The 25,815-nt window shown below is 64.3% G+C and carries 27 protein-coding genes; 9 read left to right on the forward strand and 18 right to left on the reverse strand.

The genetic code is table 11. The annotated features are described in order from the left end of the window. Window positions 1-18: 18 nt before the first annotated feature. Complete coding sequence (locus tag G405_RS17230) at window positions 19-177, reverse strand: DUF2256 domain-containing protein (protein WP_084683401.1); 159 nt, start codon at window positions 175-177, stop codon at window positions 19-21. Beyond that, window positions 174-596, reverse strand: a complete 423-nt coding sequence (locus G405_RS0103860; RefSeq protein ID WP_022700187.1) for a thiol-disulfide oxidoreductase DCC family protein — start codon at window positions 594-596, stop codon at window positions 174-176. Before G405_RS0103860 ends, G405_RS17230 begins: the two co-directional genes overlap by 4 nt. Window positions 597-635: 39 nt before the next feature. Here G405_RS0103860 and G405_RS0103865 point away from each other — a divergent pair, with 39 nt between their 5' ends. Beyond that, a complete protein-coding gene (locus G405_RS0103865) occupies window positions 636-1,631 on the forward strand; it encodes an NAD(P)/FAD-dependent oxidoreductase (protein ID WP_022700188.1) in 996 nt (331 codons plus the stop codon). Window positions 1,632-1,674: 43 nt separating this feature from the next. Next, window positions 1,675-2,988 (forward strand): MATE family efflux transporter, encoded by a 1,314-nt coding sequence (locus tag G405_RS0103870; RefSeq protein ID WP_022700189.1) that lies wholly within the window; start codon window positions 1,675-1,677, stop codon window positions 2,986-2,988. Here G405_RS0103870 and G405_RS0103875 read toward each other — a convergent pair. Further along, the gene (locus G405_RS0103875; RefSeq protein WP_022700190.1) at window positions 2,985-4,028 is read right to left on the reverse strand and encodes a quinone-dependent dihydroorotate dehydrogenase; all 1,044 of its coding nucleotides are present in this window, start codon (window positions 4,026-4,028) and stop codon (window positions 2,985-2,987) included. The genes G405_RS0103870 and G405_RS0103875 overlap by 4 nt on opposite strands. After that, window positions 4,025-4,375, reverse strand: a complete 351-nt coding sequence (locus G405_RS0103880; protein WP_028284511.1) for a DUF952 domain-containing protein — start codon at window positions 4,373-4,375, stop codon at window positions 4,025-4,027. Before G405_RS0103880 ends, G405_RS0103875 begins: the two co-directional genes overlap by 4 nt. Before the next feature lie 132 nt (window positions 4,376-4,507). Here G405_RS0103880 and G405_RS0103885 point away from each other — a divergent pair, with 132 nt between their 5' ends. Then, window positions 4,508-5,140 (forward strand): S24 family peptidase, encoded by a 633-nt coding sequence (locus G405_RS0103885; protein ID WP_199285739.1) that lies wholly within the window; start codon window positions 4,508-4,510, stop codon window positions 5,138-5,140. Window positions 5,141-5,191: 51 nt separating this feature from the next. Here the strand turns inward: G405_RS0103885 and G405_RS0103890 are convergent, their stop codons facing one another. The 9 genes from G405_RS0103890 to G405_RS0103930 all read right to left on the reverse strand — a co-directional run bounded on the left by G405_RS0103890 (window position 5,192) and on the right by G405_RS0103930 (window position 12,820). Beyond that, the gene (locus G405_RS0103890) at window positions 5,192-5,419 is read right to left on the reverse strand and encodes a helix-turn-helix transcriptional regulator (protein WP_022700193.1); all 228 of its coding nucleotides are present in this window, start codon (window positions 5,417-5,419) and stop codon (window positions 5,192-5,194) included. 2 nt (window positions 5,420-5,421) lie between these two features. After that, a complete protein-coding gene (locus G405_RS0103895; protein ID WP_156861344.1) occupies window positions 5,422-5,841 on the reverse strand; it encodes a hypothetical protein in 420 nt (139 codons plus the stop codon). A 139-nt stretch (window positions 5,842-5,980) separates the two neighbouring features. Then, entirely contained in the window at window positions 5,981-6,781 is an 801-nt protein-coding gene (locus tag G405_RS0103900; protein WP_022700195.1) for a tetratricopeptide repeat protein, read from the reverse strand. A gap of 35 nt (window positions 6,782-6,816) precedes the next feature. Then, a complete protein-coding gene (locus G405_RS0103905; protein ID WP_022700196.1) occupies window positions 6,817-7,695 on the reverse strand; it encodes an S-methyl-5'-thioadenosine phosphorylase in 879 nt (292 codons plus the stop codon). Then, window positions 7,692-8,300, reverse strand: a complete 609-nt coding sequence (locus tag G405_RS0103910; RefSeq protein WP_051143329.1) for a GrpB family protein — start codon at window positions 8,298-8,300, stop codon at window positions 7,692-7,694. The genes G405_RS0103905 and G405_RS0103910 overlap by 4 nt, the downstream gene beginning before the upstream one ends. 92 nt (window positions 8,301-8,392) lie before the next feature. After that, window positions 8,393-9,199 (reverse strand): cytochrome c1, encoded by an 807-nt coding sequence (locus G405_RS0103915; protein WP_022700198.1) that lies wholly within the window; start codon window positions 9,197-9,199, stop codon window positions 8,393-8,395. A 12-nt stretch (window positions 9,200-9,211) separates the two neighbouring features. Then, window positions 9,212-10,504 carry a cytochrome b gene (locus tag G405_RS0103920; RefSeq protein WP_022700199.1) on the reverse strand — a complete coding sequence of 431 codons (1,293 nt, stop codon included), beginning with the start codon at window positions 10,502-10,504 and terminating at the stop codon, window positions 9,212-9,214. Window positions 10,505-10,516: 12 nt separating this feature from the next. After that, complete coding sequence (petA, locus tag G405_RS0103925; RefSeq protein WP_022700200.1) at window positions 10,517-11,134, reverse strand: ubiquinol-cytochrome c reductase iron-sulfur subunit; 618 nt, start codon at window positions 11,132-11,134, stop codon at window positions 10,517-10,519. Between the two features lie 255 nt (window positions 11,135-11,389). After that, entirely contained in the window at window positions 11,390-12,820 is a 1,431-nt protein-coding gene (locus G405_RS0103930) for a sulfotransferase (protein ID WP_169447491.1), read from the reverse strand. 154 nt (window positions 12,821-12,974) lie between these two features. On the opposite strand from G405_RS0103930, the gene hemF reads away from it, so the two are divergent. Next, a complete protein-coding gene (gene hemF / locus G405_RS0103935; protein ID WP_022700202.1) occupies window positions 12,975-13,874 on the forward strand; it encodes an oxygen-dependent coproporphyrinogen oxidase in 900 nt (299 codons plus the stop codon). An 84-nt stretch (window positions 13,875-13,958) separates the two neighbouring features. Further along, on the forward strand, window positions 13,959-14,783 hold the full coding sequence (locus tag G405_RS0103940) for a hypothetical protein (RefSeq protein WP_156861346.1): 825 nt from the start codon (window positions 13,959-13,961) through the stop codon (window positions 14,781-14,783). Between the two features lie 2 nt (window positions 14,784-14,785). Here G405_RS0103940 and G405_RS0103945 read toward each other — a convergent pair whose 3' ends face one another. From G405_RS0103945 to G405_RS0103965, 5 genes are read right to left on the reverse strand one after another with little or no spacing between them, the layout of a single operon-like run. Continuing rightward, window positions 14,786-16,303 carry a hypothetical protein gene (locus G405_RS0103945; protein WP_022700204.1) on the reverse strand — a complete coding sequence of 506 codons (1,518 nt, stop codon included), beginning with the start codon at window positions 16,301-16,303 and terminating at the stop codon, window positions 14,786-14,788. Further along, a complete protein-coding gene (locus G405_RS0103950) occupies window positions 16,300-17,526 on the reverse strand; it encodes a CCA tRNA nucleotidyltransferase (RefSeq protein WP_022700205.1) in 1,227 nt (408 codons plus the stop codon). The genes G405_RS0103945 and G405_RS0103950 overlap by 4 nt, the downstream gene beginning before the upstream one ends. A gap of 14 nt (window positions 17,527-17,540) precedes the next feature. After that, window positions 17,541-17,822 carry a hypothetical protein gene (locus G405_RS0103955; RefSeq protein WP_022700206.1) on the reverse strand — a complete coding sequence of 94 codons (282 nt, stop codon included), beginning with the start codon at window positions 17,820-17,822 and terminating at the stop codon, window positions 17,541-17,543. After that, entirely contained in the window at window positions 17,819-18,490 is a 672-nt protein-coding gene (locus G405_RS0103960; protein ID WP_022700207.1) for an NUDIX hydrolase, read from the reverse strand. Before G405_RS0103960 ends, G405_RS0103955 begins: the two co-directional genes overlap by 4 nt. Next, window positions 18,487-19,071: a DUF1285 domain-containing protein gene (locus G405_RS0103965; RefSeq protein WP_022700208.1), complete on the reverse strand. Its 585-nt coding sequence runs from the start codon at window positions 19,069-19,071 to the stop codon at window positions 18,487-18,489. The genes G405_RS0103960 and G405_RS0103965 overlap by 4 nt, the downstream gene beginning before the upstream one ends. Before the next feature lie 66 nt (window positions 19,072-19,137). Between G405_RS0103965 and G405_RS0103970 the strand changes: the two genes are divergently transcribed. Genes G405_RS0103970 through G405_RS0103985 form a run of 4 tightly spaced genes read left to right on the forward strand, consistent with a single transcriptional unit; the run spans window position 19,138 to window position 25,790 of the window. Continuing rightward, on the forward strand, window positions 19,138-20,136 hold the full coding sequence (locus G405_RS0103970; protein ID WP_022700209.1) for an AAA family ATPase: 999 nt from the start codon (window positions 19,138-19,140) through the stop codon (window positions 20,134-20,136). Between the two features lie 7 nt (window positions 20,137-20,143). After that, complete coding sequence (locus G405_RS0103975) at window positions 20,144-21,034, forward strand: DUF58 domain-containing protein (protein ID WP_022700210.1); 891 nt, start codon at window positions 20,144-20,146, stop codon at window positions 21,032-21,034. Next, window positions 21,031-23,745, forward strand: a complete 2,715-nt coding sequence (locus G405_RS0103980; protein WP_022700211.1) for a DUF4159 domain-containing protein — start codon at window positions 21,031-21,033, stop codon at window positions 23,743-23,745. The genes G405_RS0103975 and G405_RS0103980 overlap by 4 nt, the downstream gene beginning before the upstream one ends. Further along, window positions 23,745-25,790, forward strand: a complete 2,046-nt coding sequence (locus tag G405_RS0103985) for a hypothetical protein (RefSeq protein WP_022700212.1) — start codon at window positions 23,745-23,747, stop codon at window positions 25,788-25,790. The genes G405_RS0103980 and G405_RS0103985 overlap by 1 nt, the downstream gene beginning before the upstream one ends. Window positions 25,791-25,815 lie beyond the last annotated feature (25 nt).

Genomic DNA, 25,815 nt, shown 5'->3' on the forward strand with positions numbered 1-25,815 from the left:
TCCGTCATGTGCCGTACATTAAACAGTCTGGCGTTTTGAGGCGCACCGCTTGGAGCAATATTTCACGCTCTCCCAGTTGCGCTCCCATTTCTTTCGCCAAGCGAAGGGGCGCTTGCAAACCGGACAAATCTTTTCTGGCAAATCGCCCTTTTTGGAGCGCGGCGCTGGACCTTTCATCGGACACCCGCCCTGGACCATCGCCCCACCAGTTTCTGCAGATAGGGCCGAAGGGGCAGGAACAGCCTGTAGGCGCCTTCACCGATCCAGACAAAGGGCGGAGCGCCGCCAATAACGCCCAGCCAACGCCAGCCCGGCGTGACGCGCCAGAGCGCCGCAAAAGCCGCTGCGCCGGATCTCAACCGGCCCTTTGCATCACGCACATGAAAGCGCTTGAGCGCCTGTTCACAGCTGACGCCTGACGGCGACGCGCCGTCCTGAGTTACGTCCGTGAACTGAGCATTGGCGCCTGAGTTGCGATAATATCCGATCTCCGCCCGGCAGAGCGGACATCCGCCATCATAAAAGACCTCGACAGGCGCCCCTGCGACTGCATCATCGGGTTTGGATTCACTGGGTTTTGTATTTTTCTGATCCATAACATTCATCAAACTAGACCGCAGCGAAGAGGATGACAGGTGGCCAGGCAACGCGCAGCAGTGATCGGCGCCGGATTGGCGGGCGCAGCCGCAGCCAGAGCCCTGTCCGCCCGCGGACTGGACGTCGTTCTGTTCGATAAAGGGCGCGGACCAGGCGGACGCATGTCCACCCGCCGGGCCAGCACGCCGCTGGGTGATGTCAGTTTTGATCATGGCGCTCAATTCCTGACGGCCACCGGTGAAAGCTTCAGCACTCTGCTGACCGAAGCGCAAACCGCAGGCGCAGCCGATTTGTGGACGGGCCGCACCGTTTCCATCGACCGTGGCGGCAATGCGGAAAGCCTGCGTGATAAAACGCGCTGGGTCGGGGTGCCGGGCATGAACGCGATCGTGAAGACCGCCCTGACTGGAATGGGCGTCCGATTCGGTCGCCGCGCGGTCCGGGTCAGCGGTGAAGACGGCGCCTGGATCATTCATTTTGAGGACGGAGAGACGGAAGGCCCATTCCAGAAGCTCGCTCTTACGATCCCCCCTGAACAGCTGATCGAGTTTCTGGCGCGGAGCGACGGTGAATTCTCCGCCATGATTGCTGAAGCGCTGGCGGCGAAACTCTCGCCCTGCTGGGCGGTGATGACCGTACCGGAAACAGCGGCTGATCCGGGGTTTGACGGCGCCAAACTGTTGGGTGGCGCGCTGCGCTGGATGGCGCGCATGACCTCTCGCCCCGGCCAGACGGGCCCTGAGTCCTGGGTGCTTCATGCCTCGCCGGACTGGTCTGAAGCGTTTCTGGAAAGCGATCCTGAGACTGTCGCTCGCGCGCTGACAGAAGAAGCCTTCATCCGATTTGGCCTGCCCCTGCCGGTGTGGAGCCAGGCCCATCGCTGGCGCTATGCGCTGGTGACCGAAGCGCCTGGAACACCCTTCGCCCTGGACCCGACCGGCACGTTGGGGTGTGCGGGAGACTGGCGGCTGGGCCCGCGCGCTGAACTCGCCTGGGAGTCCGGTGACGCCCTGGGTGACGCGCTGGCGGACTGATTTGACGCTCGCCTCCTGAGGACTGAGCGGTTATCCAGCCTGAATGACGGCCCTGCCCCTGACCCGCAAGCAAGTCTTCCTGCGCGCTCTGCCCATAATGGGCGCAAACATCGCCTCGCCTCTGGTGGGGCTGGTGGATCTGGCCGTGATCGGACGCACCGCCGACACTCAAGCCATCGCCGCCGTGGCGCTGGGCGGCTTGGTGTTCAACGTCTTTTTCTGGTCTGTCGCCTTTTTGCGCATGGGCGCGACAGCGCTCACCGCCCAGGCGGACGGACGCGAGGATGAAGGCGAAGTGCGCGCCGTTCTGTGGCGAGCAGGACTGATCGGCGTCGCCATCGGCCTGGTGTTGCTGCTTGCGCAATGGCCGCTGAAAGCAGCCGCCTTCGCTCTCTTTGACAGCCCTGAAGAGGTCGAGACGCTGGGCCGAGCCTATGTGGATGCGCGGCTGTGGGGCGCGCCGGCGGCCTTCGCCGGGTTTGCGGTCTATGGCTGGCTGATCGGGCTGGGGCTCACCGGACGGGCTTTGGTCTTGCAGGCGGTGCTGAACCTCACAAACGCAGGCTTGTCCGTGCTCTTCGTTCTGGGGTTTGACATGGGCGTGGCGGGCGTGGGTGCGGCCAGCGCCGCGGCGCAATGGCTGCACCTTCTGGCGGCGGCCGGACTGATCGTCCTGATCCTGCGCAATCGCGGCCCGTCCCCCGCCAGCGCCCTGTTTGACGGAACCGCCATTCGCCGCCTGGTCTCGGTCAACCGCGACATCTTCCTGCGCACCATGGCGCTATTGGCCGGGTTCACCTGGTTCAACATCGCCAGCCTGCGTGAGGGGGCGGACGTTATGGCGGGCAACGCCATTTTGATGCAGTACATCTCGATCTGCGCCTTCTTCCTCGACGCCTTCGCCCATGTGACCGAAGCCGAGACCGGTCGCGCAGCCGGGGCGAAGAACTGGAAGCGGCTGTTGCGCGCCTTCCGGCTGACCAGCGAGCTGGCGCTGGCCTTCTCGATCCTGCTCAGCGTCGGTTTCCTGCTGCTGGGCGATCAGTTCATCATGATGATGACCACTGACGAGGCCACCCGCGCCACCGCCCGCAGTTTCCTGATTTGGTGCGCGCTGACGCCGCTTCTCGGCATGCCCAGTTGGCAATTGGACGGGTTGATGATCGGCGCCACCCAGGGCCCGCTCATGCGCAACGCCATGATTGCGGCGCTGGTGATCTATCTGGCGCTCGACGCGGTGCTGCGACCCGCCTTCGGGGCGCACGGGCTGTGGCTGGCGTTCCTGGCGTATTATGTCGCCCGGGCGGGAACCCTGATGGTGGGCTGGCCGAGCCTCAAGCGCAGCTTTGTCGCCTAGACGTCGACGCCCACCGCCTCTGACACATGATCGAACCCGTCCGCTTTCAGCAGCATCGCCAGGCCGTCGCGGATTTTCAGCGCCAGACCCGGCCCCTGATACACCAGGGCCGTGTACAGCTGAACGGCGTTCGCGCCGGCGCGGATCTTGGCGTACGCCGCCTCCGGCCCGTCAATCCCGCCCACGCCGATGATCGGCAGATCCGGGCCGGTGCGTTGACGGAACTGGCGCAGAACCTCTGTGGAGCGCGTCTTGAGCGGCAAGCCAGACAGACCGCCCGCCTCGCCCTTATGGGCGCTTTTCAGGCTCTCAGGGCGTTCCAGCGTGGTGTTGGACACGATCAGGCCGGACAGGGCGTGCACTTGAACCGCTTTTACGATGGCGTCGATATCGGCTTCGACCAGATCGGGCGCCACCTTGAGAAACACCGGCTCGGCCCAGCGCGCGTCATTGACCTTCTTCAAAAGCTCGTCGAGCGCATCGCCACTTTGCAGCGTGCGCAGGCCGGGCGTGTTCGGCGAGGAGATATTGACGGTGAAGAAGTCCGCCAGACCTGAGAGAGCTTTCAGTAGAACCGCGTAATCATTCGCCCGGTCCTCAGAATCCTTGTTGGCCCCCAGATTAACGCCCACAGCCCCCGTCGCTTTCGTCGGGCTGTCCTGCCGCGCTTCAAGCCGGGCTTTGACCGCATCCAGCCCCTCATTGTTAAAGCCCATCCGGTTGATGACGGCTTTATCCTCGCGCAGGCGGAACAGGCGCGGCTGCGGATTGCCGAGCTGCGGACGGGGCGTCACCGCGCCCACTTCCACAAAGGCGAACCCGGCGTTGAGCAGGGCGTCCGGCGCTTCGGCGTTCTTGTCGAATCCGGCGGCGAGCCCGACCGGATGGCTCAGCTCCATGCCCGCCAGCGCGGTTTTCAAAACCGGATCAGCGGCCGTGCGCGCTTTCGGGCCAAACCCGGCCTTCAATCCCATCAGGGCGGTGCGGTGTGCGGTTTCCGCCGGCAACAGGGTGAGCAGCTTGGCGAGGGCGTCACTCATCGGGTCAACTCCGAAGGCAGACGCCACCCGCTGCGCTCATCACGTTGCAGCAAGTGAATGCCCGTGATCGCGCTGAACGGAATGTCGCCATAGACATGAGGAAACAGGGCGCCATTGCGGGATTTTTCCCATTTCAACGTCTCGCCCAGGGCCGCTGCATCGATCTCGGCCACCGCCAACCGTTCGGAGTCGGCATAGTGCAGCTGCAGGGTGTCCGCCAGCTGGTCCAGCGACGAGGCGTGGATGAAGCCGTCAGCCTTGTCATGGGCCTCGCCTTCATAGGCGCCGGCGAGCGATGCCGCGGCCAGAGCCGCCGGATCAGCGATGCGATAAATAAGCTCGGTCATGACACAGGCCGATACGACGCCAACGGGCCTGGCGCAAGCGTGCGTGCCTTCAGACTGCGCCTTCAAGAGCCCTCGGCATTCCTCAAGGATTTTTTTCCTGCTATAAGAGCGTTAAGAGTCGCGTTATACGGTATGCTTATGCTGACCCATGCCCAGATCTGGAACGGGATTGACCGGCTGGCGAACCGCGTGGGCCTGACGCCGTCCGGGCTGGCGCGCCGCGCCGGGCTGGACCCCACCACATTCAACCCCTCCAAGCGCAAAAGCGCGGACGGCGCAAAACCGCGCTGGCCCTCGACGGAAAGCCTCGCCAAGGCGCTGGACGCGACTCAAGTGGGCTTTGACGAATTCGCCGCCCTCGCCATGGGCCGCAGCCAGGGCCGCTCCGTGCCGTTGATCGGTTTTGCGCAAGCCGGCAATGACGGCTTTTTCGACGATGCGGGCTTTCCGTCCGGTTCGGGCTGGGAAGACATCCTGTTTCCCGGCGAGGAAGGCGACGGCGCTTACGCGCTCGAAATTTCCGGCGAATCCATGGCTCCCGTCTATCGCCATGGCGACCGCATCGTCGTCAACCCCGAAGCGCCCCCGCGTCGCGGCGACCGGGTCGTGGTGAAAACCCGCGAGGGTGAAGTGATGGCCAAGGAGCTGGGCCGGGTCACCGCCGACAGCGTCGAGCTGATCTCGCTCAACCCCGCCTATGACAACCGCAATCTGGCCACCCGTGACATTGTGTGGATGGCCCGCATCGTCTGGGCCAGCCAATAGGCCAGCGCCCCCGCACTGGAAACTGCGAGGGCGCTGAACGCCAGAGATGTGTCAGGAGGAGCGCTCCGGCGCATACTCAAACACCTCGGTCAAAGGCGTTTCAAACACCGCTGCGATCTGAAACGCCACTTCGAGCGAGGGCGAGTACTTGCCCTGTTCAATGGCCAGGATCGTCTGCCGGGTGACGCCGACCCGCTTGGCGAGCTCGGCCTGGGTCATCTCTCCGGCGTGAAAGCGAAGCTCGCGGATACGGTTCTTGATCTGGGTGGATTTGGCCATGATCAGACACCCCTGCGGTAGTCGATGGCGCGCAGCACGCCCTTGACCAGCTCGGACGCCACAAGCCCCCCCAGGATCATATGCACGATCCAGAACAGGTGCTGCTCGGTCAACGCCAGTCCGAGCGACAAGACAGCCGCAGTCCCCAACACATAGCCTGAGCGGGCGTCGGCGCGCATTTCGATCAGCTTGTCACGTTCGTCAGCCTCATCGGCCTCCTTGGGCGCAGCAATAGCGACGAGGATGTGGGCGACCACACCACCGATGACGAGGAACACAACCGCGGCGAACAGATAGGGCCCAACCCCCTCCATGGACGGTCCATCGATTAAGGCCGGCGGCATAACCACTGCGAAATATACGCCGTACGCCAAGGCTATGATGACCGTCATGACCAGATTGCTTTTTTCTTGAAACGACATGTCAAACTCCTTTGATTTGATGTCGAATTTTTTTGACATGTCGAGATGTAAAAGAGCGCAGACCCCATGTCAATTATTTTTGACCCAATGGGTGAAATTTTTGACTTGAAAGCCGAGCTGACAAGCTAAGCGATTGAAATTACTCTTCGAGAAGGCGCACGGCCTCAGTCTGAGCCGCAGCGGAATCGGTCTCAAGAAGACCCAGAAGATGCCCTGCAAGCGCCGAGACCGCCTGTCCCACCGCATCCTGAGAAGAGGCGGTGATCGCCCGGTTCAGCATCAGATTGGCTTCCTCGCCATGAGCGGCCGGGTCGACGGCGACCAGCGCCACAGCAAAGCGATAGGGAATGGCGGCGGGCGCGCCCTCCATCTCGACGGACTGACGCATCAGGGCGAGGCCCTCCGCCTCGTTGGCGTCAAACATGCCCTCGCCCGCCCGGCGCACCACTTCCAGATGCCAGGCGCCCAGCATCGCCGGAGCCCAGGGCTCTGAAGGGTCAAGCGCCAACGCTTCAACCATATGATCGCGCCCGCGCTGTGGCAGGCCCATCATCACAGCGCGCACCGTGTTCACATAGCGGGACTGATACCCCAGCCCGGCGGCGAGGCGCAGATGCGCCTGGGCGTTCTCGGGCTCCAGCGCCAGCGCCGCTTCCGCATAGTCTTGCGCGCGCAGAGCCGCCTGACGGCGCTCCCGGCGTGACAGACCCTCGGCCTGGTCGAGCGTAATGGGCATCAGCGCGGCTTCAGAGGCGAGAATCAGCGCCTCCACATCAGAGGTCTGACTGGCCGCGGCGCTCTCCGCGACGCCCCATTGGCCCGTCTCGAACGCCGTCATCGCCGGCGCGGGCGCTTGGGCGTGCGCCGGTGGGGACAGCACCATGACAGAGGCGGCCAGAGCGGACAGCATCGCGCCCTGAAGCGGAGAGTGACAGACCATCAGAACGCCCTTTCATGCATCATCAGTGCATGAAGCTAGGCCTTCAGCACCCGGCCCGCAACGGCGTCGAGTTTGGCCAGAAGCGCTGGATCGCGTTTTTCCGGCGCGGTGATGATGGCGTATTCGAGCGCTTTCTCGATGCCTTGCGGGCTGTCGGTGCGCTCGGTCGCCGCCATCGCCTTCACCAGGTTGCGCACCAGGGCGTGAGCATGGACGGTGTTGGCGTGCATGGTCCGAAGAATGTCGGAAATATCGACATCGGCGTCCTCGGTGCGCCAGCAATCATAGTCTGTGACCATGGAGACGCTGGCGTAGGGCAGCTCGGCTTCACGGGCGAGCTTGGCTTCAGGCATGTTGGTCATGCCGATCACGCTGCACCCCCATTGGCGGTAAAGCTGGCTTTCCGCGCGGGTGGAGAATTGCGGGCCTTCCATCACCAGATAGGTCCCGCCGCGCTGAACGGTTTCAACGCCAGCCGCCTCGGCGGCATCCGCCGCCATGGCGGACAGGCGCGAACACACAGGATCCGCCATCGCCACATGGGCGACGCAGCCTTCAGAGAAGAAGCTTTTATTGCGCGCGAAACTGCGATCGATGAACTGGTCCACAACCACGAACGCGCCCGGCGCCAGCTCTTCCTTGAGCGAGCCTACCGCAGACAGGGACAGAACGTCAGTGACGCCTGCACGTTTGAGCGCGTCGATATTGGCGCGGTAATTGAGATCGCTCGGCGGGATTCGGTGGCCTTCATCATGGCGCGCCAGGAACACCAGCTCCACACCCTCAAGCGTGGCGTGCACCAGCGTGCTGGAGGGATTGCCCCACGGCGTGCCCACCGTCTCCTTGCGCACGTTTTCCAGACCGTCCAGACCATAAAGGCCGGAGCCGCCGATAATCCCGAGTTTCCAGCTCATTCTTCGGTTCTCCAGTATGAATCAGGCACGCCCGGCGCCCAGTGATGGATCTCCGCCCAGCTTTCCGCCGACCGCAGCACGGTCGAGATGAAGGGACGCTTGATCGCCTGATACGCTGTCCGGTCGCTGCGTGTCTTGTCCGCTAACGCCATTTTGAAGTCGCCATAGTCCCGGCGCGCGCTCTCGTTATCGCGCAGGAAGTCGCGCATCAGAAGCATGTTGCGCGCGGCCGCCGCGCCATTGCGCCGGACATGGATATGCAGACGGCGCTGACCCTTGGCTTCTCTGAAATAGACCTTGCGCCAGTCATCCGGGCCCAGGGACGGCGCGGTGTCGAGGTTCGGGTCATCGCCGGTGTTGTCGGGGCGATGGGTGAAGCCCGCAGCCTTCATCGCCGTGATCAGCCCTTCATCGTCCAGATCAATGACCAGCGCCTGAATGTCGATCACATCCTTCGCGGCGAGCCCCGGCACGGCCGTCGAACCCACATGGTCGACGCGCAAGGCGCGCGATCCCAGAGCGACGCAGACAGCGTCCGCATACGCCAGGCCTTCGGCGGCCCAGGCAGGATCATGAGGTGAGACATGGATTGGATCGCGGCTCATGATCGGTCCTTTAACACCGGCAGCCTTCATAACAAACGGGCCGCCCGGATGTCCGGACGGCCCGCAATCTTGTTCCGTCTAAACGCGAAAGCCTAGTGCTTCACGTTCGACCAGACCTGACGGTAGGCGGCGTACAGCAGTCCCGCCAGCGCCAGCAAGTAGATCATGACCATCAGGCCCATCTTCTTGCGCACTTCCATGTGCGGCTCGGACGCCCAGGTCAGGAAGGTGACGACGTCATGCGCCATCTGTTCCTTGGTGGCTTCGGTGCCGTCAGCGTATTCCACCAGACCGTCCTGCAATTGCGGCGGCATGGCGATCAGACCGCCAGACATGTACGGATTGTAGTACTGACCCGGCGCCACGGTGACGTCCTCAGGGACTTCATAGTCATAGCCCAGCATCAGGGAGCGGATGTATTCCGGACCATGATGGCGTGCTTTCACGATCACCGAGAAATCAGGCGGGATGGCGCCGCCATTGGACGCCGCAGCCTGCGCATCATTGGCGTACGGGCTCGGGAAGCGGTCAGCCGGACGGCCAGCGCGCTCGAACATGTCGCCATATTCATCAGGACCGTCTTCGATGAAATATTCCGCCGCAATGGCCCGAACGATCGGGTTGTCATTGGGGTTGGGATATTCCTCGGTGTAGAACGGACCGCCCTGTTCGCCCAGATTGCGAATATGCAGTTGCTCCAGACCGTGACAGGCCGAACAGACCTGCTGGTAGACCAAGAAGCCGCGTTGCAGCTCGCCGCGGTCATAGCTGCCGAACGGTCCTTCCCAGGACCAGGTGTGCTCGGCGGGCTCATACTGCTCGCCCGCGCCCAGCGCGGCCGGGGTCGCCAGCGCCAGAGCGCCGACAGCCACGGTGAGGAGGCGTTGGATCGTTTTCATCTATCGCTCTCCTTATTCGGCCGGAGCGGCGGACGCCGCCGGCATGTCTTTTTTGCCTGAACCCAGCACCGACTCCTCGATGGAGGCCGGACGTTGGGTCGGTTTCTCGATGAAGCCCAAAAGCGGCAGGATCACCAGGAAATAGGCGAAGTAGTACAGCGTCAGCAGACGGCCCAGCCACAGGAAGTCCAGCCCCACTGCGCCCAGCACCGGCACCTTGTTGTCGGGCAGCTCAGCTCCGCACCAGCCCAGGCCCATGCACGCGATCACGAAGAACACGAAGAACCAGCGGCCCAGAGGACGATAGCGCATGGACCGCACCTTGGAGGTGTCGAGCCAGGGCAGGATGAACAGCACCGCGATGGCGCCGAACATCAAGATCACGCCGCCCAGCTTGTCAGGCACAGCCCGCAGGATGGCGTAGAAGGGCAGCAGATACCATTCGGGAACGATGTGCGCCGGGGTCACCAGCGGGTTCGCCTCGATATAGTTGTCGGCATGGCCCAGAGCGTCCGGCCAGTAGAACACGAAGAAGGCGAAGATGATCATAAAGACGATGATCGCGAAGCCGTCCTTCACCGTGTAGTACGGGTGGAAAGGCAGCGTGTCCGCCTTGGTCTTGATGCTCAGGCCCGTCGGGTTGTTGTTGCCCGGAACGTGCAGCGCCCAGACGTGCAGGCCGACGATGCCGGCGATCAGGAACGGGATCAGATAGTGCAGCGAGAAGAAGCGGTTCAGCGTGGCGTTGCCCACTGAGAACCCGCCCCACAGCCATTCGGTGATCGGCGTGCCGATCAGCGGCAGCGCGCCGAACAGGTTGGTGATCACCATGGCGCCCCAATAGGACATCTGGCCCCAGGGCAGCACATAGCCCAGGAAGGCGGCAGCCATCATCAGCAGGTAGATCACCACGCCCAGGATCCACAACAGCTCCCGCGGAGCCTTGTAGGAGCCGTAATACAGGCCGCGCAGCATGTGCAGGTAGACAGCCAGGAAGAACATGGACGCGCCATTGGCGTGAATGTTCCGAAGCAGCCAGCCGAAGTTCACATCGCGGTCAATACGTTCAACCGAAGCGAACGCGTAATCGATGTGGGGCACATAGTGCATGGCCAGCACGATGCCGGACAGGATCTGGATCATCAGGCAGACGGTCAGGATGCCGCCGAATGTGTACCAGTAGTTCAGGTTGCGCGGGGTCGGGAAATCCACAAAGGAGTCCCAGCCCAGGCGCACGATCGGCAGGCGCTGGTCCAGCCAGCGCTCCACACCGGTTTTCGGTTCGTACGTGCTCGGTCCGCTCATTCTTCGCTCTCCCTAGCCCAGACGCAATGTCGTCGCCGAGATGAAGGTCATCGGCGGAATAGGCAGATTTTCCGGGGCCGGGCCACGGCGAATCCGACCGGCGGTGTCGTAGTGCGAGCCATGACACGGGCAGAACCAGGCGTCATAGTCGCCAGCGCCTTCGGTCGGCACGCAGCCCAGATGGGTGCAGTTCGCGCTGGAGACCAGCAAGGACCCGCGAAGGCTTTCATCCACCTCGACGCCTGCGTCGATAAGGGCGGTGAATGCGGATCGGTTCTGATCAGTCGCAGGCGCGCTGTCTTCAAGGTTAGCATTGCGCGCCAGCGGGTCAGGAAGGCGAGACACCTCCACTTCCGCCGCTTCCGAAATTTCGGTCGCGGTGCGGCGACGCACGAAATGCGGACGCTCACGGAACATCACCGTGATTTCCGCGCCTTCTTCGAGTGCGCCGACATTCACCTCGGTGGTGGACAACGCAAGCGTATCCGCCGCCGGGTTCATCTGATCGATGAACGGCCACAGCGTGAGAGCGCCACCGACGCCCACTGCTCCAACCGATGCGATGTAGAGAAAGTCCCGGCGCGACGGCTCGTCGCCGCCGGTCTCAGGATTGCTGTTCACGTCCGTCACGTGCCGACCTCTTGAATTCGAACTGCCCGCCCCGCAGAACCTGGCAGGCCCCACGCACGCTAGCGCGCGATCTCAGACTTAGCGCACCGTTGCTGTTTTGCGGTGCGGCTTGCTGACGCAGTCCCGCTGAACATACAACGTGTCATCGGGGCGGATTAATGTGCGCCCCCATATTTTTCAACCTGATTATCCCGTAAAAAGGATCAGATTTTGCCGGTGATGGCGGTTATCCCCCGCAAATACAGGCGTGCACGGTCAAATCAGTCCCGCACGCTCCAGCGCAGCGCTCAAAGGTTCAAAGCGATCACCCGCTTCCGCATGAACGCCAGCGGGATCCGCGTTCAGCGCTTCGCTCCGCAACCAGGCCTCAGACGCCGCAGCATCGGCGTCCACACCGACAAACGCCGCCACCTCTCGCGCCGCCGCTTGCGGATCGCTGAGGATGTCTTCATAGCGTATAGTGAGAATCCGCTCTGGAAACAGGGATTCCCAATGCTCGCACAGCCGGTTATGGCACGCCAGGACACGGGCGATGTCATCAGGGTGGTATGTCCAGTGCCGCGCCTTGCGGAACCGGGTCTTGTAGATCGACCAGGCCAGATCGCGCGGATCGCGGAAAATCCGCACCATCCGGGCCGCCGGCAGGCACACGCCGAATGCGCCCGCGGCCATTTCAGACAGCGAGCTGGGATCAATGATTCGTGACGCAGGCTGGCCCAAGGCTTCCTCGACCTGGCTCAGATAGCGCTTGGCCACATCGCCCAGGACATTGCGGCCCCACCCCGCCTCGATTGCCGCTGAAATCTCTGAAAGGGTCTGATCGCCCAAAGGCGTCGCGTTGAGCCAGAACAGGCCGTTATTGCGCATCAAGGCGCCCGCATCGGCGTCAGCCGCCAGCACCTGGCTCAGCCAGTCCGCGCCGGCGCAAGGCGGTGCGATCAGCAGCACCGGACGCCCGTCAATGACGCCCGCCTCTTCATGCTGATCCACAAAGTTTGGCTCATAACTGGCGATCAGCGCCTTGACGGATTCTTCATGGCGACCGGTGTCAAACGCGGTATCCGCCAGACAGAAGGACGCGCCCTCGGCCACGCGCATGGCCGCCACCGCATCCTCGCCCACATCGCGATAGGCCTTGGCCAGCGTATAGGCCAGCACGCCGCGCTGGGTGGAGGACATGGTGTCTGAGTTCTGGATACGCATTTCCTCGAGTGCGGCCAGCTCGGCGGAGCCCGCTTCAAAGGTCACGCATTCCGACAGGCCTTCCCACGCCATGACGTCGAACCGGTCCAGAGAAATGGCGCGCCGAAAGCTCAGCGCCGCCAGATTAGTGCGCCCCAGCGACAGAAGCGTGCGTCCCGCCCGTCTTTGCAGCGCCGGATCATTGGGCGCTTGGGCGATCAGCGTTTCGAGCACCTCAAGCGCACGCTGATGTCGCCCCAGCCCGGTCAGCGCGGAAACGAGCCAGAGCCAGGATTGCTGATAATTCGGAGAGGCTTCGGTCAGGCGTTCAGCCGCCAGCAAGGCGCCGGTTTCGTCGCCCACCTCGAGCGCCAGACTGGCCACGTCGCCCCATTGGCTGCCCAGCTGCGGCGCAGCCTCGATCAGGCGGCGCGCCTCGACTGAGACAGCCAGCAGGTCTTGTCGGGCTCGCGCATCACGCAGGTCGGTCAACGGATCAATCATGGCGACACTCATCCACACTCAAACTCGGCTTGATAAGGCGGCGAACACTAATGCCCGCCTGTCGCACGCGCCAGCGCTTCAGGCGCCGTTTAGACTTGCCAGCGTCAGCTCAGATGTATCTTTTCCACACAGCCTGGACCCTTGAGGAGCGAGCATGTCCGCAACCGCCAAACCCAGCGCCGACATCCTTTCGGATCGTCGCGCCCGCGCCAAAGCCTGGTTTGAATCGCTGCGCGACCGTATTTGCAGCGCCTTCGAAGCGCTCGAGGACGTCGCCGATCCAAAGCTCTATCCCGGAGAGGCGGGACGGTTTGAACGCACGCCCTGGGTGCGCGGCGACGGTGATGAAGAGCTGGGCGGCGGCGTGATGGGCATGATGCACGGCCGCTTGTTTGAAAAAGTCGGCGTGCACGTCTCCACGGTTTTCGGCGAGTTCAGCCCGGAATTCGCCGCGCGCGTCCGCGGCGCCGAGACCGATCCGCGCTTTTACGCGACCGGCGTGTCCCTGATCGCGCACATGCGCAATCCCCACATCCCCGCCGTGCACATGAACACGCGCTTCATCACCACCACGCAAAGCTGGTTTGGCGGCGGTATGGATTTGAACCCGACCCAGGATTACCAGCGTGACAAGGGGTTTGAGGACAGCGTGCTGTTTCATGAGGCCGCAAAAGCCGCTTGCGACGCCCATGACGCGACGTATTACCCGCGCTTCACAGACTGGTGCGACGAGTATTTCTGGCTCAAGCACCGTCAGGAATCACGCGGCACGGGCGGGATTTTCTACGACCATCTCGACACCGGCGATCATGAGGCGGACTTCGCCTTTACGCGCGATGTGGGCGAAGCCTTCCTGACCGCTTACCCCAAGATCGTCAAAACGCGCATGGACACGCCCTGGTCAGAGGACGACCGCGAAGAACAATTGGTGCGCCGCGGCCGCTATGCCGAGTTCAACCTTCTGTATGATCGCGGCACCAAATTCGGGCTCGAGACCGGCGGAAACATCAATTCCATCCTGTCCTCCATGCCGCCCCACGCCCGCTGGCCATAAGCGAAATCTTAATCTGCGTTAACGACCGGTTAGCAGACTCATCGAACGCTATCCTTAAACGGCACCCCGCCTATGGAGCGTTACATGGTCAATACGGTTGGAACCCAAGGTCCATATCTGGGCCCGAACGGCGCCAATGCAGCTACGCAAACCGAGATCGCAAAAGCGCGGTCCGGCGCCGCCGGGCAGGGTGAAAATTCTTCAAAAACCAATGACACCGTCAGCCTGTCCGCGGCGGCGCAAGCGGTGCTGAACGGCGCCTCCGCGCGCGTGGACGCCCTGCTCGGCGAACGCGGAGACGCGATTTTCCGCAACGCTCTGTCTGGCGCTCGAGCCTACAAGGACAATTTCGCCGCTACGCTGGAACAGCCCGGCCTCGACCCTGACGTCGCGCGCGACACCCGCATGAAGATGCTTGCCCGCGAGCGCGAAGCGTTCACCGCCCCAGAACATACCGGCGACGTCTTGACCCGGGCGCGCGCCTATATCGAGTTCTACGATTCCCTGTCTGAGGACGAGCAGAACTCCGAGCGCTATCGCGGCACCCGTGAGACCATGCAGGCGATCGTGGAGCAAGAATCCGCCAAGGCCGGGGTTGAAGCGCCTGATTTGAGCCTGTCGCAAAGCCCGTTTGATGCGTTGTTGAACGCCTTGTCGGACGGCGAAGGCGGCATCGCCGAGCGTGACAGCCAAACGGTCGTTGAGCAGTTCCGAGCGCGTATGGAAGCCCAGATCGGGTCGGAAGCGCGCCAACGCGAAGGCCAGGATCTGGAAAGCCGCTATGTCACCTTGCAGGCGCTGATCGAACAGGCGCGCCGCGGCGACGACAAGGCCTATGCGCGACTGGAAGCCTTGTCAGAGGGCCGTGTCGAGATCGCCCCGATGTCTGAAAGCGGTACGGACGAATAGCTTCACGGTGACAAAAAGGCTGGAGACCAGCCAGCCGTGAGCAATCCGAAGATGAAGCCAAGCCCGATTAACGAGGCGGCGACACCGCCCAAAATCAGCCAGTTCGTCATCTGAAGCCAGATCGGATTCGGCGCACGGCGCGTCTCCAGGGGGGCGCCCAGATTTTTACGGATAGGCTGGTCAGCCCGCATCTCGGCCGCATCTTTAGGCGACCCTGCCGCCCCTGTCGCAAACTGGCACAGTCGGGCCAGCACATCGACCGCCAGCCGAGCGCTGGCTTCATCGTCCATGTGCAGCATCAGGCTGCCTTCGCCGTGGTTGAGCAGCTTGCCGTCCCGCTTCGGCACGTCTCGCACCGCGGTGATCTTGGAATAGCTGCGAATCTCGTCCGCTTCCGCTTCCTCGATATCGTAGGGGCTGTCCTTGTCCTCAGGCAGACCGAACAGCACCAGCCGCAACAGCATTTCCGCCAGCCCCGCCCGGTCGAGCGCGTTCAGGCGCTGATCTTTCAGACCGCCGCCATGGGCCAGCCATTTGCCGATCATTTCGATACGGATCGCCGCCGCCACGCCTTCGGAGACGCCCTTGAGCGCGCTCTTGTCCAGGGTCGGCGCCGCCAGTCGGCCCAGCCCCTTGCCGGGTCGCTTGTCCTTGGGCGGTTTGGCCTTGACGAACGGTCCGTCCAGCTTGCCCCGGAAATGCACCAGACACTGATCCAGCGCATGACGCGCGGCGCGCACGGCGGCGCCATGGCGCACTTTCTTGGACAACAGATCCGATTCCAGAAGGCGATCCGCTTCCCACAGGCTGCGCGCCGCTTCTGACAAAGACGCAGAGACTTTCTGAGGGTCCAGCGTTTGCGCCGTGACCGTCTCGCCATTGCGGATCTTGTTGTCCTGGGCGGTGAGCGCCTGATCGGCCTGGCTCTTGAGCGAGTACAGGATCTGGTCAAACTGGCTGTCGCGTTCCCGCGGCCAGTCATCACGGCGCCAGCGGCCCAGCTGAAAATACCAGCGCGATTCCCCGCGCTGGAGACGCTGGTTCAGATCGCGGCTGAACTCGAGCTGCTCCTCGCCGGGCAAGAGATCAAAGAACGCCTCCACATAATCAAAGATCATGAGGTTGGCGGCGATGCTCCATTTCTTGCCGTTGAGCGGATCGCGCGCGCTAACGCCGCCTTCAGCCTGGAACAGGTTCTCGAAACCCGGCGCGTCCAGAACCGCCGACCAGTGCGCGCGATTGGCCTGCAGATAGGCGTCCGCCATGATCTGGCGCGCGCGGCGCGGCAGGTCCTTGATCTTGCGCTTCTCGTTGGCGTTGTTGATGGTTTTCGCCAGCTGGATGCGTAACGCCAGCTCCGCGTCCACCAGCGCGTTCTCGACCTCGTCTTCGGTGTAGTTGAGCGCCTTGGCCTTCTCTTCCAGCGCGCGGCGATCGTGCAGGTGCAGGTCAGCGGCGAACAGCTCGCCGCTGCCGACCCGGGCGCGATAGCGCAGGGAGAAAAGCTCGGACAGGCTCATCCCCGCCCCTCGCTCGCTATCGCCAGAAGCGCCTGACGGTCCAGCGTGAATCGTGATTCGATCCAGGCCTCCTCGAGCTGGCTGAGAACGGCCCCCAGCTGCGGCCCGGTGTGCAACCCCGCTTCAATCAGGTCGCGGCCATTGATCGGCAGATCAGGGGCGCGCCAGGCCGCAGCCGTTCGCAAATCCGCGTCCGCATCGCCCTCGCCCAGCGCTTCAGCCAGGCGCAAGCGATCCGATACAGTCTGACAGCCGAGCACGTAGAGCGCGCGAGACAGAGCCTTGCCATCAAGCCCGGGACGCACGTCTCCTGCCCGCTCCGGCGCAGGGCCACACATGGCGACGAGACGGCTCGCTTCCGCGTTTGACGCTTTCATCTGGTCACACAGGCTACGCACGGCGTCACCCTCTCCCCCGCACAGCGCCGCCGCTCTTAAGAGCGTGTCGGGCGCGCGCCCTTTCCCTCTGTCGGCGTTAATTATGCTTAAGAGAAGGTTTAAGTCGAGCGGTTCCGGCCAAACCGATTGTAAAACGTGGCCCAGATGCATCGCTTTGACCACAGGCCCGGGATCAGGCGCGGCCAGCAGTTTCTTGAGCTCTTTCCACACCCGTTCACGCGCCAGCCCCGCCAGATTGGGCGCGGCGCGGATGCAGCCCGCATGGCCCGCCGCATCGAGCGCCGAGCCATACCAGGCATTGAAACGATAAAAGCGCAGGATGCGCAGAACGTCTTCGGCAAGCCTCTGATCCGGATCACCGATAAAGACCACGCGTCGCGCCATTGCGTCCGCCACGCCGTTCCAGGGGTCATACAGGCTGCCGTCCCGCCGCGCGTAAATTGCGTTGAGACGAAAATCGCGCCGTCCGGCGTCCAACGCCCAATCCGTGGTGAAGGCCACCACCGCACGCCGTCCGTCGGTGCTCACATCCTTGCGCAGGGACGTGATTTCAAAAGGCGCGCCATCGACCACTGCCGTGATCGTGCCGTGTTCAAGCCCGGTGGGGATCGCCCGAATACCGGCAGTCTTGAGCGCGGCCAGCGTCTCGTCTGGCGTCAACTGTGTGGCGATGTCCACATCCTGGACCGGCTCGCCTTGCAGGGCGTTGCGCACGCAGCCGCCGACAAAGCGCGCCGTATCCGCGTCAGCAGGACTGATCGCGTCCATAACCGCGATCGTCGCCGGGTCCGTCAGAAAGGCGTGCTGATCGGGATCGAGCTTCATCCCTCACACCTTCGCTAGATCGGTTCGTCAGTGGGCGGCGGGTCGCGCTCTTCAAACTGGCCGGGGCGGATTTCCCCATCTTCCAGACGCGGCGGTTGGTAGGCGCCGTCCCGGGAGCTGGCGTCGGTTTCAAGCAGCACCAGAACCACCAGCATGACCAAAGCTGCGCCCATGCCCGACAACACGCCCAGGGTCACAGACATGGGCCGGGCGAGCACGCCAGCCGCCGACAAAACCCGAGCGACGATGTAGGGCAGAGCGAACGCCGCCAGCATCAACAGAAAAATGCGGGTCATAGGCTGGTCTCCTTTGAACGCCTGACGGGTTCGCCTGGTCGCCCTTGCGCATATCGGATGGACAAGGCGCGCAGCATGCCCGCCGTCGCGCCCCAGATATACCGTCCTTTGTGCGGCATGGCGTAAAACCGTCGCAGCATGCCGGCGAACTCGCGCTCCTCGAGCTTGTGATTATCCGGATCCATCAGGAAATCGAACGGAGTTTCAAACACCTCCGCCACCTCTCCCGGATCTGGCGACAGATCAAATCCTGGCTCAATCACGCCGGCGAACGGCGTGACGGCGTAGCCGGTGCCGGTTTCATAACTCTCCCAGCGCCCCAGCATCGTGATCGCGCTTGGGGGCAAGCCCACTTCTTCCTCGGTCTCACGCAGGGCGCACTCGCACAAGCTCTCACGTCCGGCCATCTGGCGCCCGCCGGGGAAGCTGACCTGTCCCGGATGAGCCTGCAAATGGTCCGCACGCCGGGTGAACAGCACGGTCAGCCCGGTCTCGCGCTTGACCAGCAAGGCCAGCACCGCAGCGGGCTTGAGCTTACGGCCGGCGGGCAGAGCCAGATCCTCGTTCAGATCCCCGTCGCCGCGAGTCGGCCGCGCTTCCATAGGCGCGTCGACCGGGTCCAGAACCGTGCTCAGGCGTTTGAGAATACGATCCGTCTCAACGCTCATGCGGCCGGCCCCAGAGGGAAGAACACACCGCGGCTCCACACGCCCATCACCGGTTCGCCCTGATCATTTTCTCCGCGTTCGGCGAATTCCACGAGATCATAAAAGGCCGCGCGCGTGATCAGCGCCTCAAGACGCCCGCGCACATGCACATAGGGTTCCGGCTCGCCGTCCTCTGCGATCTCTACGCGCAAGGGATGCTCCGGTCCCGCAATCACCGCGTCATCAAGATTGGTCAGAAAAGCCAGCTTCTGGTCCTGGCCTGAACCTGACCGGTCCACGCGCACAGCGGTGAAGGGCGCGGCCTCGACCTTGATTTTGATTTTCTCGACCGGGGTGACGAGATAGGTCTCGCCGTCCTCGTCTTTTCGCAGGATGCGCGCGAACAATCGCACGAGTTTTTCGCGCCCGATTCGCGCGCCTTCATGCCACCAGCCGCCATCGCGTTTGATGACGAGATCCATCTCCCCGCAATAGTCCGGCTCCCACCGATCCACCGGGGGATAGCCGTCTGCGGTGTCGATCGCCTCCGCCGCCGAGAGCAGCGACTGCATTGCATCTTGTTCAGACTTCGGTGCGCCCATGGACACCTCCTCTGGCTGCGGCCATGTTTGAGGTTAGAAAACAGCCTCGTTCAAGGATGTAAGCCGATGCCCACCTCGAAGGAAGACGTACAGGCGCTTTCAACACGCGCAGACGCTGCAACCGCACGCCTGGCCGAGGTTCGCCAGTCCATCGCCCGCTCCATTATTGGGCTCGATGACGTGGTCGAACAATCACTTGCCGTGATCCTCTCAGGCGGACATGGCCTGCTGGTCGGCCCTCCGGGCGTGGCGAAAACCCGCCTCGTGCATGCGCTGGCTGTGGTCACAGGGCTTGAAGACAAGCGGGTGCAGTTCACGCCTGACCTGATGCCGGCGGACATTCTGGGCTCCGAAGTGCTCGACCAGGACGCGGACGGCAAGCGCCATTTCCGGTTCATCCCCGGTCCGGTCTTTTGCCGCTTGCTGATGGCGGACGAGATCAACCGCGCCAGCCCGCGCACCCAGGCGGCTCTTTTGCAGGCGATGCAGGAAGGCTTCGTCACCGTGGCGGGCGAACGCCATGACCTGCCCCAACCCTTCCATGTGCTGGCGACCCAGAACCCGATCGAGCAGGAAGGCACCTATCCGCTGCCTGAAGCCCAGCTCGACCGCTTCCTGATGCAGATCGACGTGCCTTATCCTGACAAGGATCAGGAGCGCGCCATCTTGCTGGCCACCACCGGATCTGAAGACTCCGTCGCCGAGCCTGTTCTGAACGCACAGGAAATCCTCGATCTGCAACAGCTGGTTCGCGCCATGCCGGTGGGTGAAGCCGTGCTCGACGCCATTCTGGCGCTGCTCGAACAAGCCCGCCCGGACCGCTCCAATGACCCGGAAGTCCGCGACGGCGTCAGCTGGGGCCCCGGCCCCCGGGCCGGTCAGGCGCTGATGCTGGCGGTGCGTGCGCGCGCCTTGCTGCAAGGGCGTCTCGCGCCATCTACTGACGACGTGCTCGCCCTCGCCGAGCCCGTGCTCAAGCACCGCATGGCGCTCAGCTTCGCCGCCAGAGCCGAGGGCTTGCAATTGGACGCCCTGATCAACCGCCTTGCGAAAGCCGCCGCGTAACATCTTGATGAGCCAGGCTCCCGCCCCTTCCCGACTGACCCGCCTGCGCCATGATGCGGAGCAGGCGGCGGCGCGTTTTCCGGCCTTGCTGGCCGAGGCGGAGCGTATCGCCGCCAGCGTCGCCCATGGCGTGCACGGGCGGCGGCGCGCCGGTCAGGGCGAAACCTTCTGGCAATATCGCCATCACCGGCCTGAAGACGGCGCGCGCTCCGTGGATTGGCGCCGGTCTGCCCAAGGCGATCATCTGTATATCCGCGAAGTGGAATGGGAAGCCGCGAACGCGATCCATTTCTGGCGCGACGGGTCCGCTGGCATGCAGCTGCATTCGCCGGGACTGCCGTCAAAAGTCGAGCGCGCCTCGGTGGCCCTGATGGCGATCGCCAGCCTGCTCAATCGCGGCGGGGAGCGCCTGTCCGTACTGGGTGAAACCGGACGCGCCCGCGCCGGACGGGCTGGGTTTGAAACCGTCAACCGCGCTCTGGCGCTCGGCGACGGACACGCGGACAGCGTTGAAGCCGCTGACCTGCCGCGTCATGCCCGGCTTGTGATCGCCAGTGATTTCCTCGACCCGGTCGAAACCTGGCAGGCCCGGCTCAGCCGCTTCGCCGCCCAGGGCGCGAGCGGCGCGTTGTTGCGCATCATCGATCCCGCCGAAGATGATTTCCCCTTCAAGGGCCGCACCCGGTTTGAAGCCGCGTCCGGCGGCGGAGACAGCTTGTTGTTTGGTCGCGCTGAAGACGCCCGCACCGCCTATCGCGAGGCCTGGAGCCATCATGGCGCGCAGCTCAATGATCTGGCGCGTCAGTATGGCTGGCGGCTGATCACCCATCGCACCGACCGCCCGGCGGCGAGCGCCGTGCTCGCCCTTTATCAAGCCTTGTCAGAGCCCCGTTCATGATCAGCCTGGGTCCGCTCGCCTTCGCCGCGCCCTGGGCGCTGGCCGCCTTCGCTGTGTTGCCGCTGCTCTGGCTGCTCTTGCGCGCCACTCCGCCCGCCCCGGCGCGGATCGTCTTCGCACCGCTGCGCCTGTTGCAAAACCTCGCGCGGACGCCGGAAACCCCGCAATCCACGCCCTGGTGGCTCTTGCTGCTGCGGCTGCTCATGGCGGCGCTGGTGATTCTGGCGCTGGCCCGGCCGATCCTGAGCCCGCAGACCGATATCAGTACGGATCGCCCGCTTTTGCTGCTGGTGGATGATGGCTGGCGCTCGGCGCCGGACTGGCCGCAAATGCAGGCGCAGGCCCGCAGCCAATTGATCGCAGCGCGCAGTGAAGGCCGTGATGTCTTGCTGGTCTTCACCGCCGCGCCCGCCAGCCAGACCGACCTGTCCTTCGGTCCCGCCAGCAACGCCCTGGCGCGCCTGAACGCCCATGAGCTGCGCGCCTGGCCGCCCGCTCGCGATGTCACCGCGGAGCGCCTTGAAACAGGCCTGGACCAGCAAGGCGCGCCTGAGCGCTTTGATACGGTGTGGATCAGCGACGGCGTCTCGAATGACGACCACGATCGTGCGTTGGCGCGCGTGCTGAGCGCTTCTGGACCAGTGACGATCATCCTGCCCGCGCCGGAGCGCACCGCCATCGGCCTGACGCGGGTCGGTGTGGCGCCCGATGGCTTCACGGTGCGGCTGGTGCGGGCAGACAGCGACACCGAACGCCCGGTCACCCTCACCGCCACAGGCGCGGACGGTCAGGCGCTGGCGCGTCTGGAGGGCGTATTTGAAGCCGGCGAAACCCGCCTGGATCTGTCCGCCAGCCTGCCGCTGGACCTTCGCAATCAGATTGCGCGTCTGGCGCTCGACCGCTTTGGCTCGGCTGGCGCGACCCATATCACCGGCGATCGCTGGCGGCGGCCGCGCGTGGGTTTGCTGACGCCGGAAACCGGCGGCGACCGGCAACCGCTTCTGTCTGACTATCACTACGCCCGCGAAGCGCTGGCGGGCGCCGCCGAGCTGGTGAGCGGGGATCTCGACACGCTGCTGGGGACTGAGCCCTCAGCGCTGGTGATGGTGGACAACGCCCGTCTAGAAGATGACCGCCTGACCGCCTTTGTCGAGGAAGGCGGTCTCCTGATCCGCTTCTCCGGACCGAATCTGGCCACCCGCGCCGATGATCTGTTGCCGGTGCGCCTGCGTGAAGGCGGGCGCCTGTTTGGCGGCGCGATGGCGTGGGAAGATCCCCAACGCCTTGCCGCTTTCCCTGATGAGAGCCCGTTCACCGGGCTTGAGGTCTCGACCGAAGCGCAGGTCACCCGGCAGGTTCTGGCCGAACCCGGCCCCGATCTCGACGCCAAGGTCTGGGCGCGTTTGTCGGACGGCACGCCGCTGGTGACCGCGGACCGCCGCGGGCAAGGCTGGATCGTGCTGTTTCACGTTACCGCCGGGCCTGACTGGTCATCCCTGCCCCTGTCCGGGCTCTATCCGGCCATGCTGGAACGGGTCTTGTCGCTGAGCGGCGGCGCCGATCCGACTCCCCCCCAGGGCGGCGCCTGGGGGCTGGAGCGTCAGCTGACCGCGGACGGGCTTTTGACGGACCCGGCCGGACAATCGCAGATGATCGCTGCGGACCAGTTCACCCAAGCGCGCGCCAGCGCCCAGACGCCGCCCGGCGTCTGGAGCCTGGGCGCCGCGAGCGCCGCGCTCAACGTGATGCAGCCCGGAGATGATCTGGCCTTGATGGCGCGCGACCTGCCCGGCGCGACCTATCGGACAGGCGATGGCGCGATCGAGACGCGACTGGCGGGACCGCTCTTGAGTCTGGCCCTGATCATCTTGTGCCTGGACGGCCTGATCACCCTGGTTCTGTCAGGGCGCATGCCCTTGGCCACACGCAATTTCGGCGCAGTCGCCCTGCTCGCGCTGGCCCTGGGCGGCCTGCCCCAAGACGCGCACGCGCAAGACATGACGGGTATCGACCAGCAGGCCCTGGAAGTCCGGCTCGCCTATGTGCGCACGGGCGATGCGCGCATTGACGATTTGAGCCGGGCGGGCCTCGCCGGTCTGTCGCGCGAGAGCACGCGGCGCAGCGCGGTCGAACCCAGCACGCCCGCCGGCGTTGATATCGAAACCGACGAGATCCTGTTCTATCCGATGATCTACTGGCCGGTGACCGAAGACGCGCAAGGCCTGTCGCCAGAGGCCGCCGCCCGCGTCACCGCCTATATGAATGCGGGCGGTCTGATCGTCTTTGACACCCGCGACGGGCGCGCCAGCGGCCGCGGGCTCGCCCCGCATCCCGGGCTGGTGCGGCTTCTGGATTCCGTCGAAGTGCCGCCCTTGCAGCAAATGCCGGATGATCACGTGCTGGGCCGGGCGTTTTACCTTCTGACTGAGTTCCCCGGACGCTATCCCGATACTCGGATCTGGGTGGAAGCCAACCCGGAAAGTTCGGGCCGCGACGGCGCCTCCTCGGTGGTGATCGGCTCGGCGGACTGGGCTTCGGCCTGGGCGATTGACGAACAGGGCCGCCCGCTCGCCCCGGTGGAGGGCGGACCGCGCCAGCGCGAACTGGCCATCCGCTTCGGGGTCAATCTCGCCATGTACGCCCTGACTGGAAACTACAAGGCCGATCAGGTGCATGTGCCCGCCATTCTGGAACGATTGGGACAGGATTGATGGACGCTGTCACGCTCTCCTTCTCCCCGCTTATCCCGCCGGTTCTGGCGTATGGGTTAGGCGCGATGGCGCTGGCTGTGGCGGGGTTCGCGCTGGTGCGCGGCCTGAAGGGCTGGCTCTGGCGCGCGCTGGCGGCGCTGGTGCTGACGAGCGCGCTGCTCAACCCTGCCCTGGTTCAGGAAACCCGAGAGCCGCTGAGTGATGTGGCGGTGCTGATCAGCGATGACAGCGCCTCCATGCAGATCGGAACCCGGAGCGACGCCGCAAATCAGGTGGCCGAAGCCATGCGCGCGCTGGCCGAGCGTGATCCGCTTCTGGATCTGATCGAAGTGAGCGGCGGCGCGTCCGAAGACGGCACCCGCCTCAGCCGCGCGCTGCAACAGGGCCTGTCGCAAGCGCCGCGCAACCGGCTGGCGGGCGTGATCATCGCGTCTGACGGCCAGGTGCATGATACCCCGCCGAGCGCCGAAGAGCTCGGGCTGGACGCGCCTGTGCATCATTTCCTCACGGGCGATCCGAACGCGCGCGACCGTCGCCTGATCGTCTCCCAGGCGCCCCGATATGGTCTTGTCGGCGATCCGGTCAGCTTCACGCTGCGCGTTGAGGATGAAGGCGCCGCCACCGGCACGGCCATGGTCAATCTGTACGTGGACGGGGGTGATCCGATCAGCGCTCGTGTGCAGATCGGTCAGGACGTGACCGTGCAGGCCGAGATCGCCAATCGCGGTCCCAATGTGGTCGAAATCGAGGTCGAACCCGGCCCCGGCGAGCTGTCTCTGATCAATAACCGCGCCGCGGTGAACGTCACCGGCGTGCGGGATCGCTTGCGCGTGCTGCTGGTGACGGGCGAGCCCCATAACGGCGCCCGCGCCTGGCGCAATCTTCTGAAATCTGACCCCAGCGTCGATCTGGTGCACTTCACCATTCTGCGCCCGCTGGACAAGGATGACAGTGTGCCGCCCAACGAGCTGGCGCTGATCGCCTTTCCGGTGTTCGAACTGTTCCAGCTGAGCTTGCAGGAATTTGATCTGGTCATTTTTGACCGCTATCGCCGCCGCGGCATTCTCCGCCCGCTCTATTTCGACAATATCGCCAACTATGTGGAGAACGGCGGCGCGCTTCTGGTGACCACCGGCCCGCCCTTCGCCGGACCGGAAAGCGTGGCGCGCTCGCCATTGGCCAGCGTCCTGCCCGCCGTTCCCACCGGACAAATCAGCGAAGAGCGCTTCACCCCGCAGATCAGCGATATCGGCCAAAGGCACCCGGTCACCCGCCCTATGCTGACGGGGCAAGGCGAATGGGGTCCCTGGTTCCGCAGCATCGGCGCCCGCGCCTTGTCCGGCGAGACCGTCTTGCAGGCGCCCAATGGCGATCCGCTGCTGACCCTGTCACGAGAGGGTCAGGGCCGCGCGGCGATCCTGCTGTCAGACCAGGCCTGGCTGTGGGCGCGCGGCTATGAAGGCGGCGGCCCCCATGACGAGCTGTTCCGCCGTGTGGCGCACTGGCTGATGGGCGAACCCGAGCTTGACGAGGAACGCCTGAGCGCCCGTGTGGTGAATGGCGAGCTGGAGGTGACGCGCAACACGCTGTCAGGCGATGTGCCCGATCTTGAGATCGAATGGCCGTCCGGCGCCCGTGATACGATTGCAATGACGTCAAACGGCTTCGGCGATTACATTGAGCGCCTGCCCGCGCGCGAACAGGGCCTGGTCCGGTTGCGGTCGGGCGAGCTAACCACGGTCACGGCCTCTGGTCCGCTCAACCCGCTGGAATATCGCGATCTGCGCCCCGATCCTGAAGGCTTCGCCACGCTGGTGGACTCAAGCGGCGGCGGCGTGTTCGCCCTGGGCGACGGCATCGACCTGCCCGACCTGCGCCGCACCAATGAGCGCGCGCGTCAGGCGGGGATCAACTGGGCGGGCCTCAAGCGCAACGCCGCCTATCGGGTCACTGATGCGCAATCCACGCCGCTGGCGCCGGGGCTTCTGATCGCGCTTCTGGTGCTGGGCCTGTTCGCCTTGGCCTGGCGACGCGAGGGCGACTAACGCCGATCCTTTCCAGAACGGCAAA

The organism is Oceanicaulis alexandrii DSM 11625 (assembly GCF_000420265.1).
Taxonomy (GTDB): domain Bacteria; phylum Pseudomonadota; class Alphaproteobacteria; order Caulobacterales; family Maricaulaceae; genus Oceanicaulis; species Oceanicaulis alexandrii.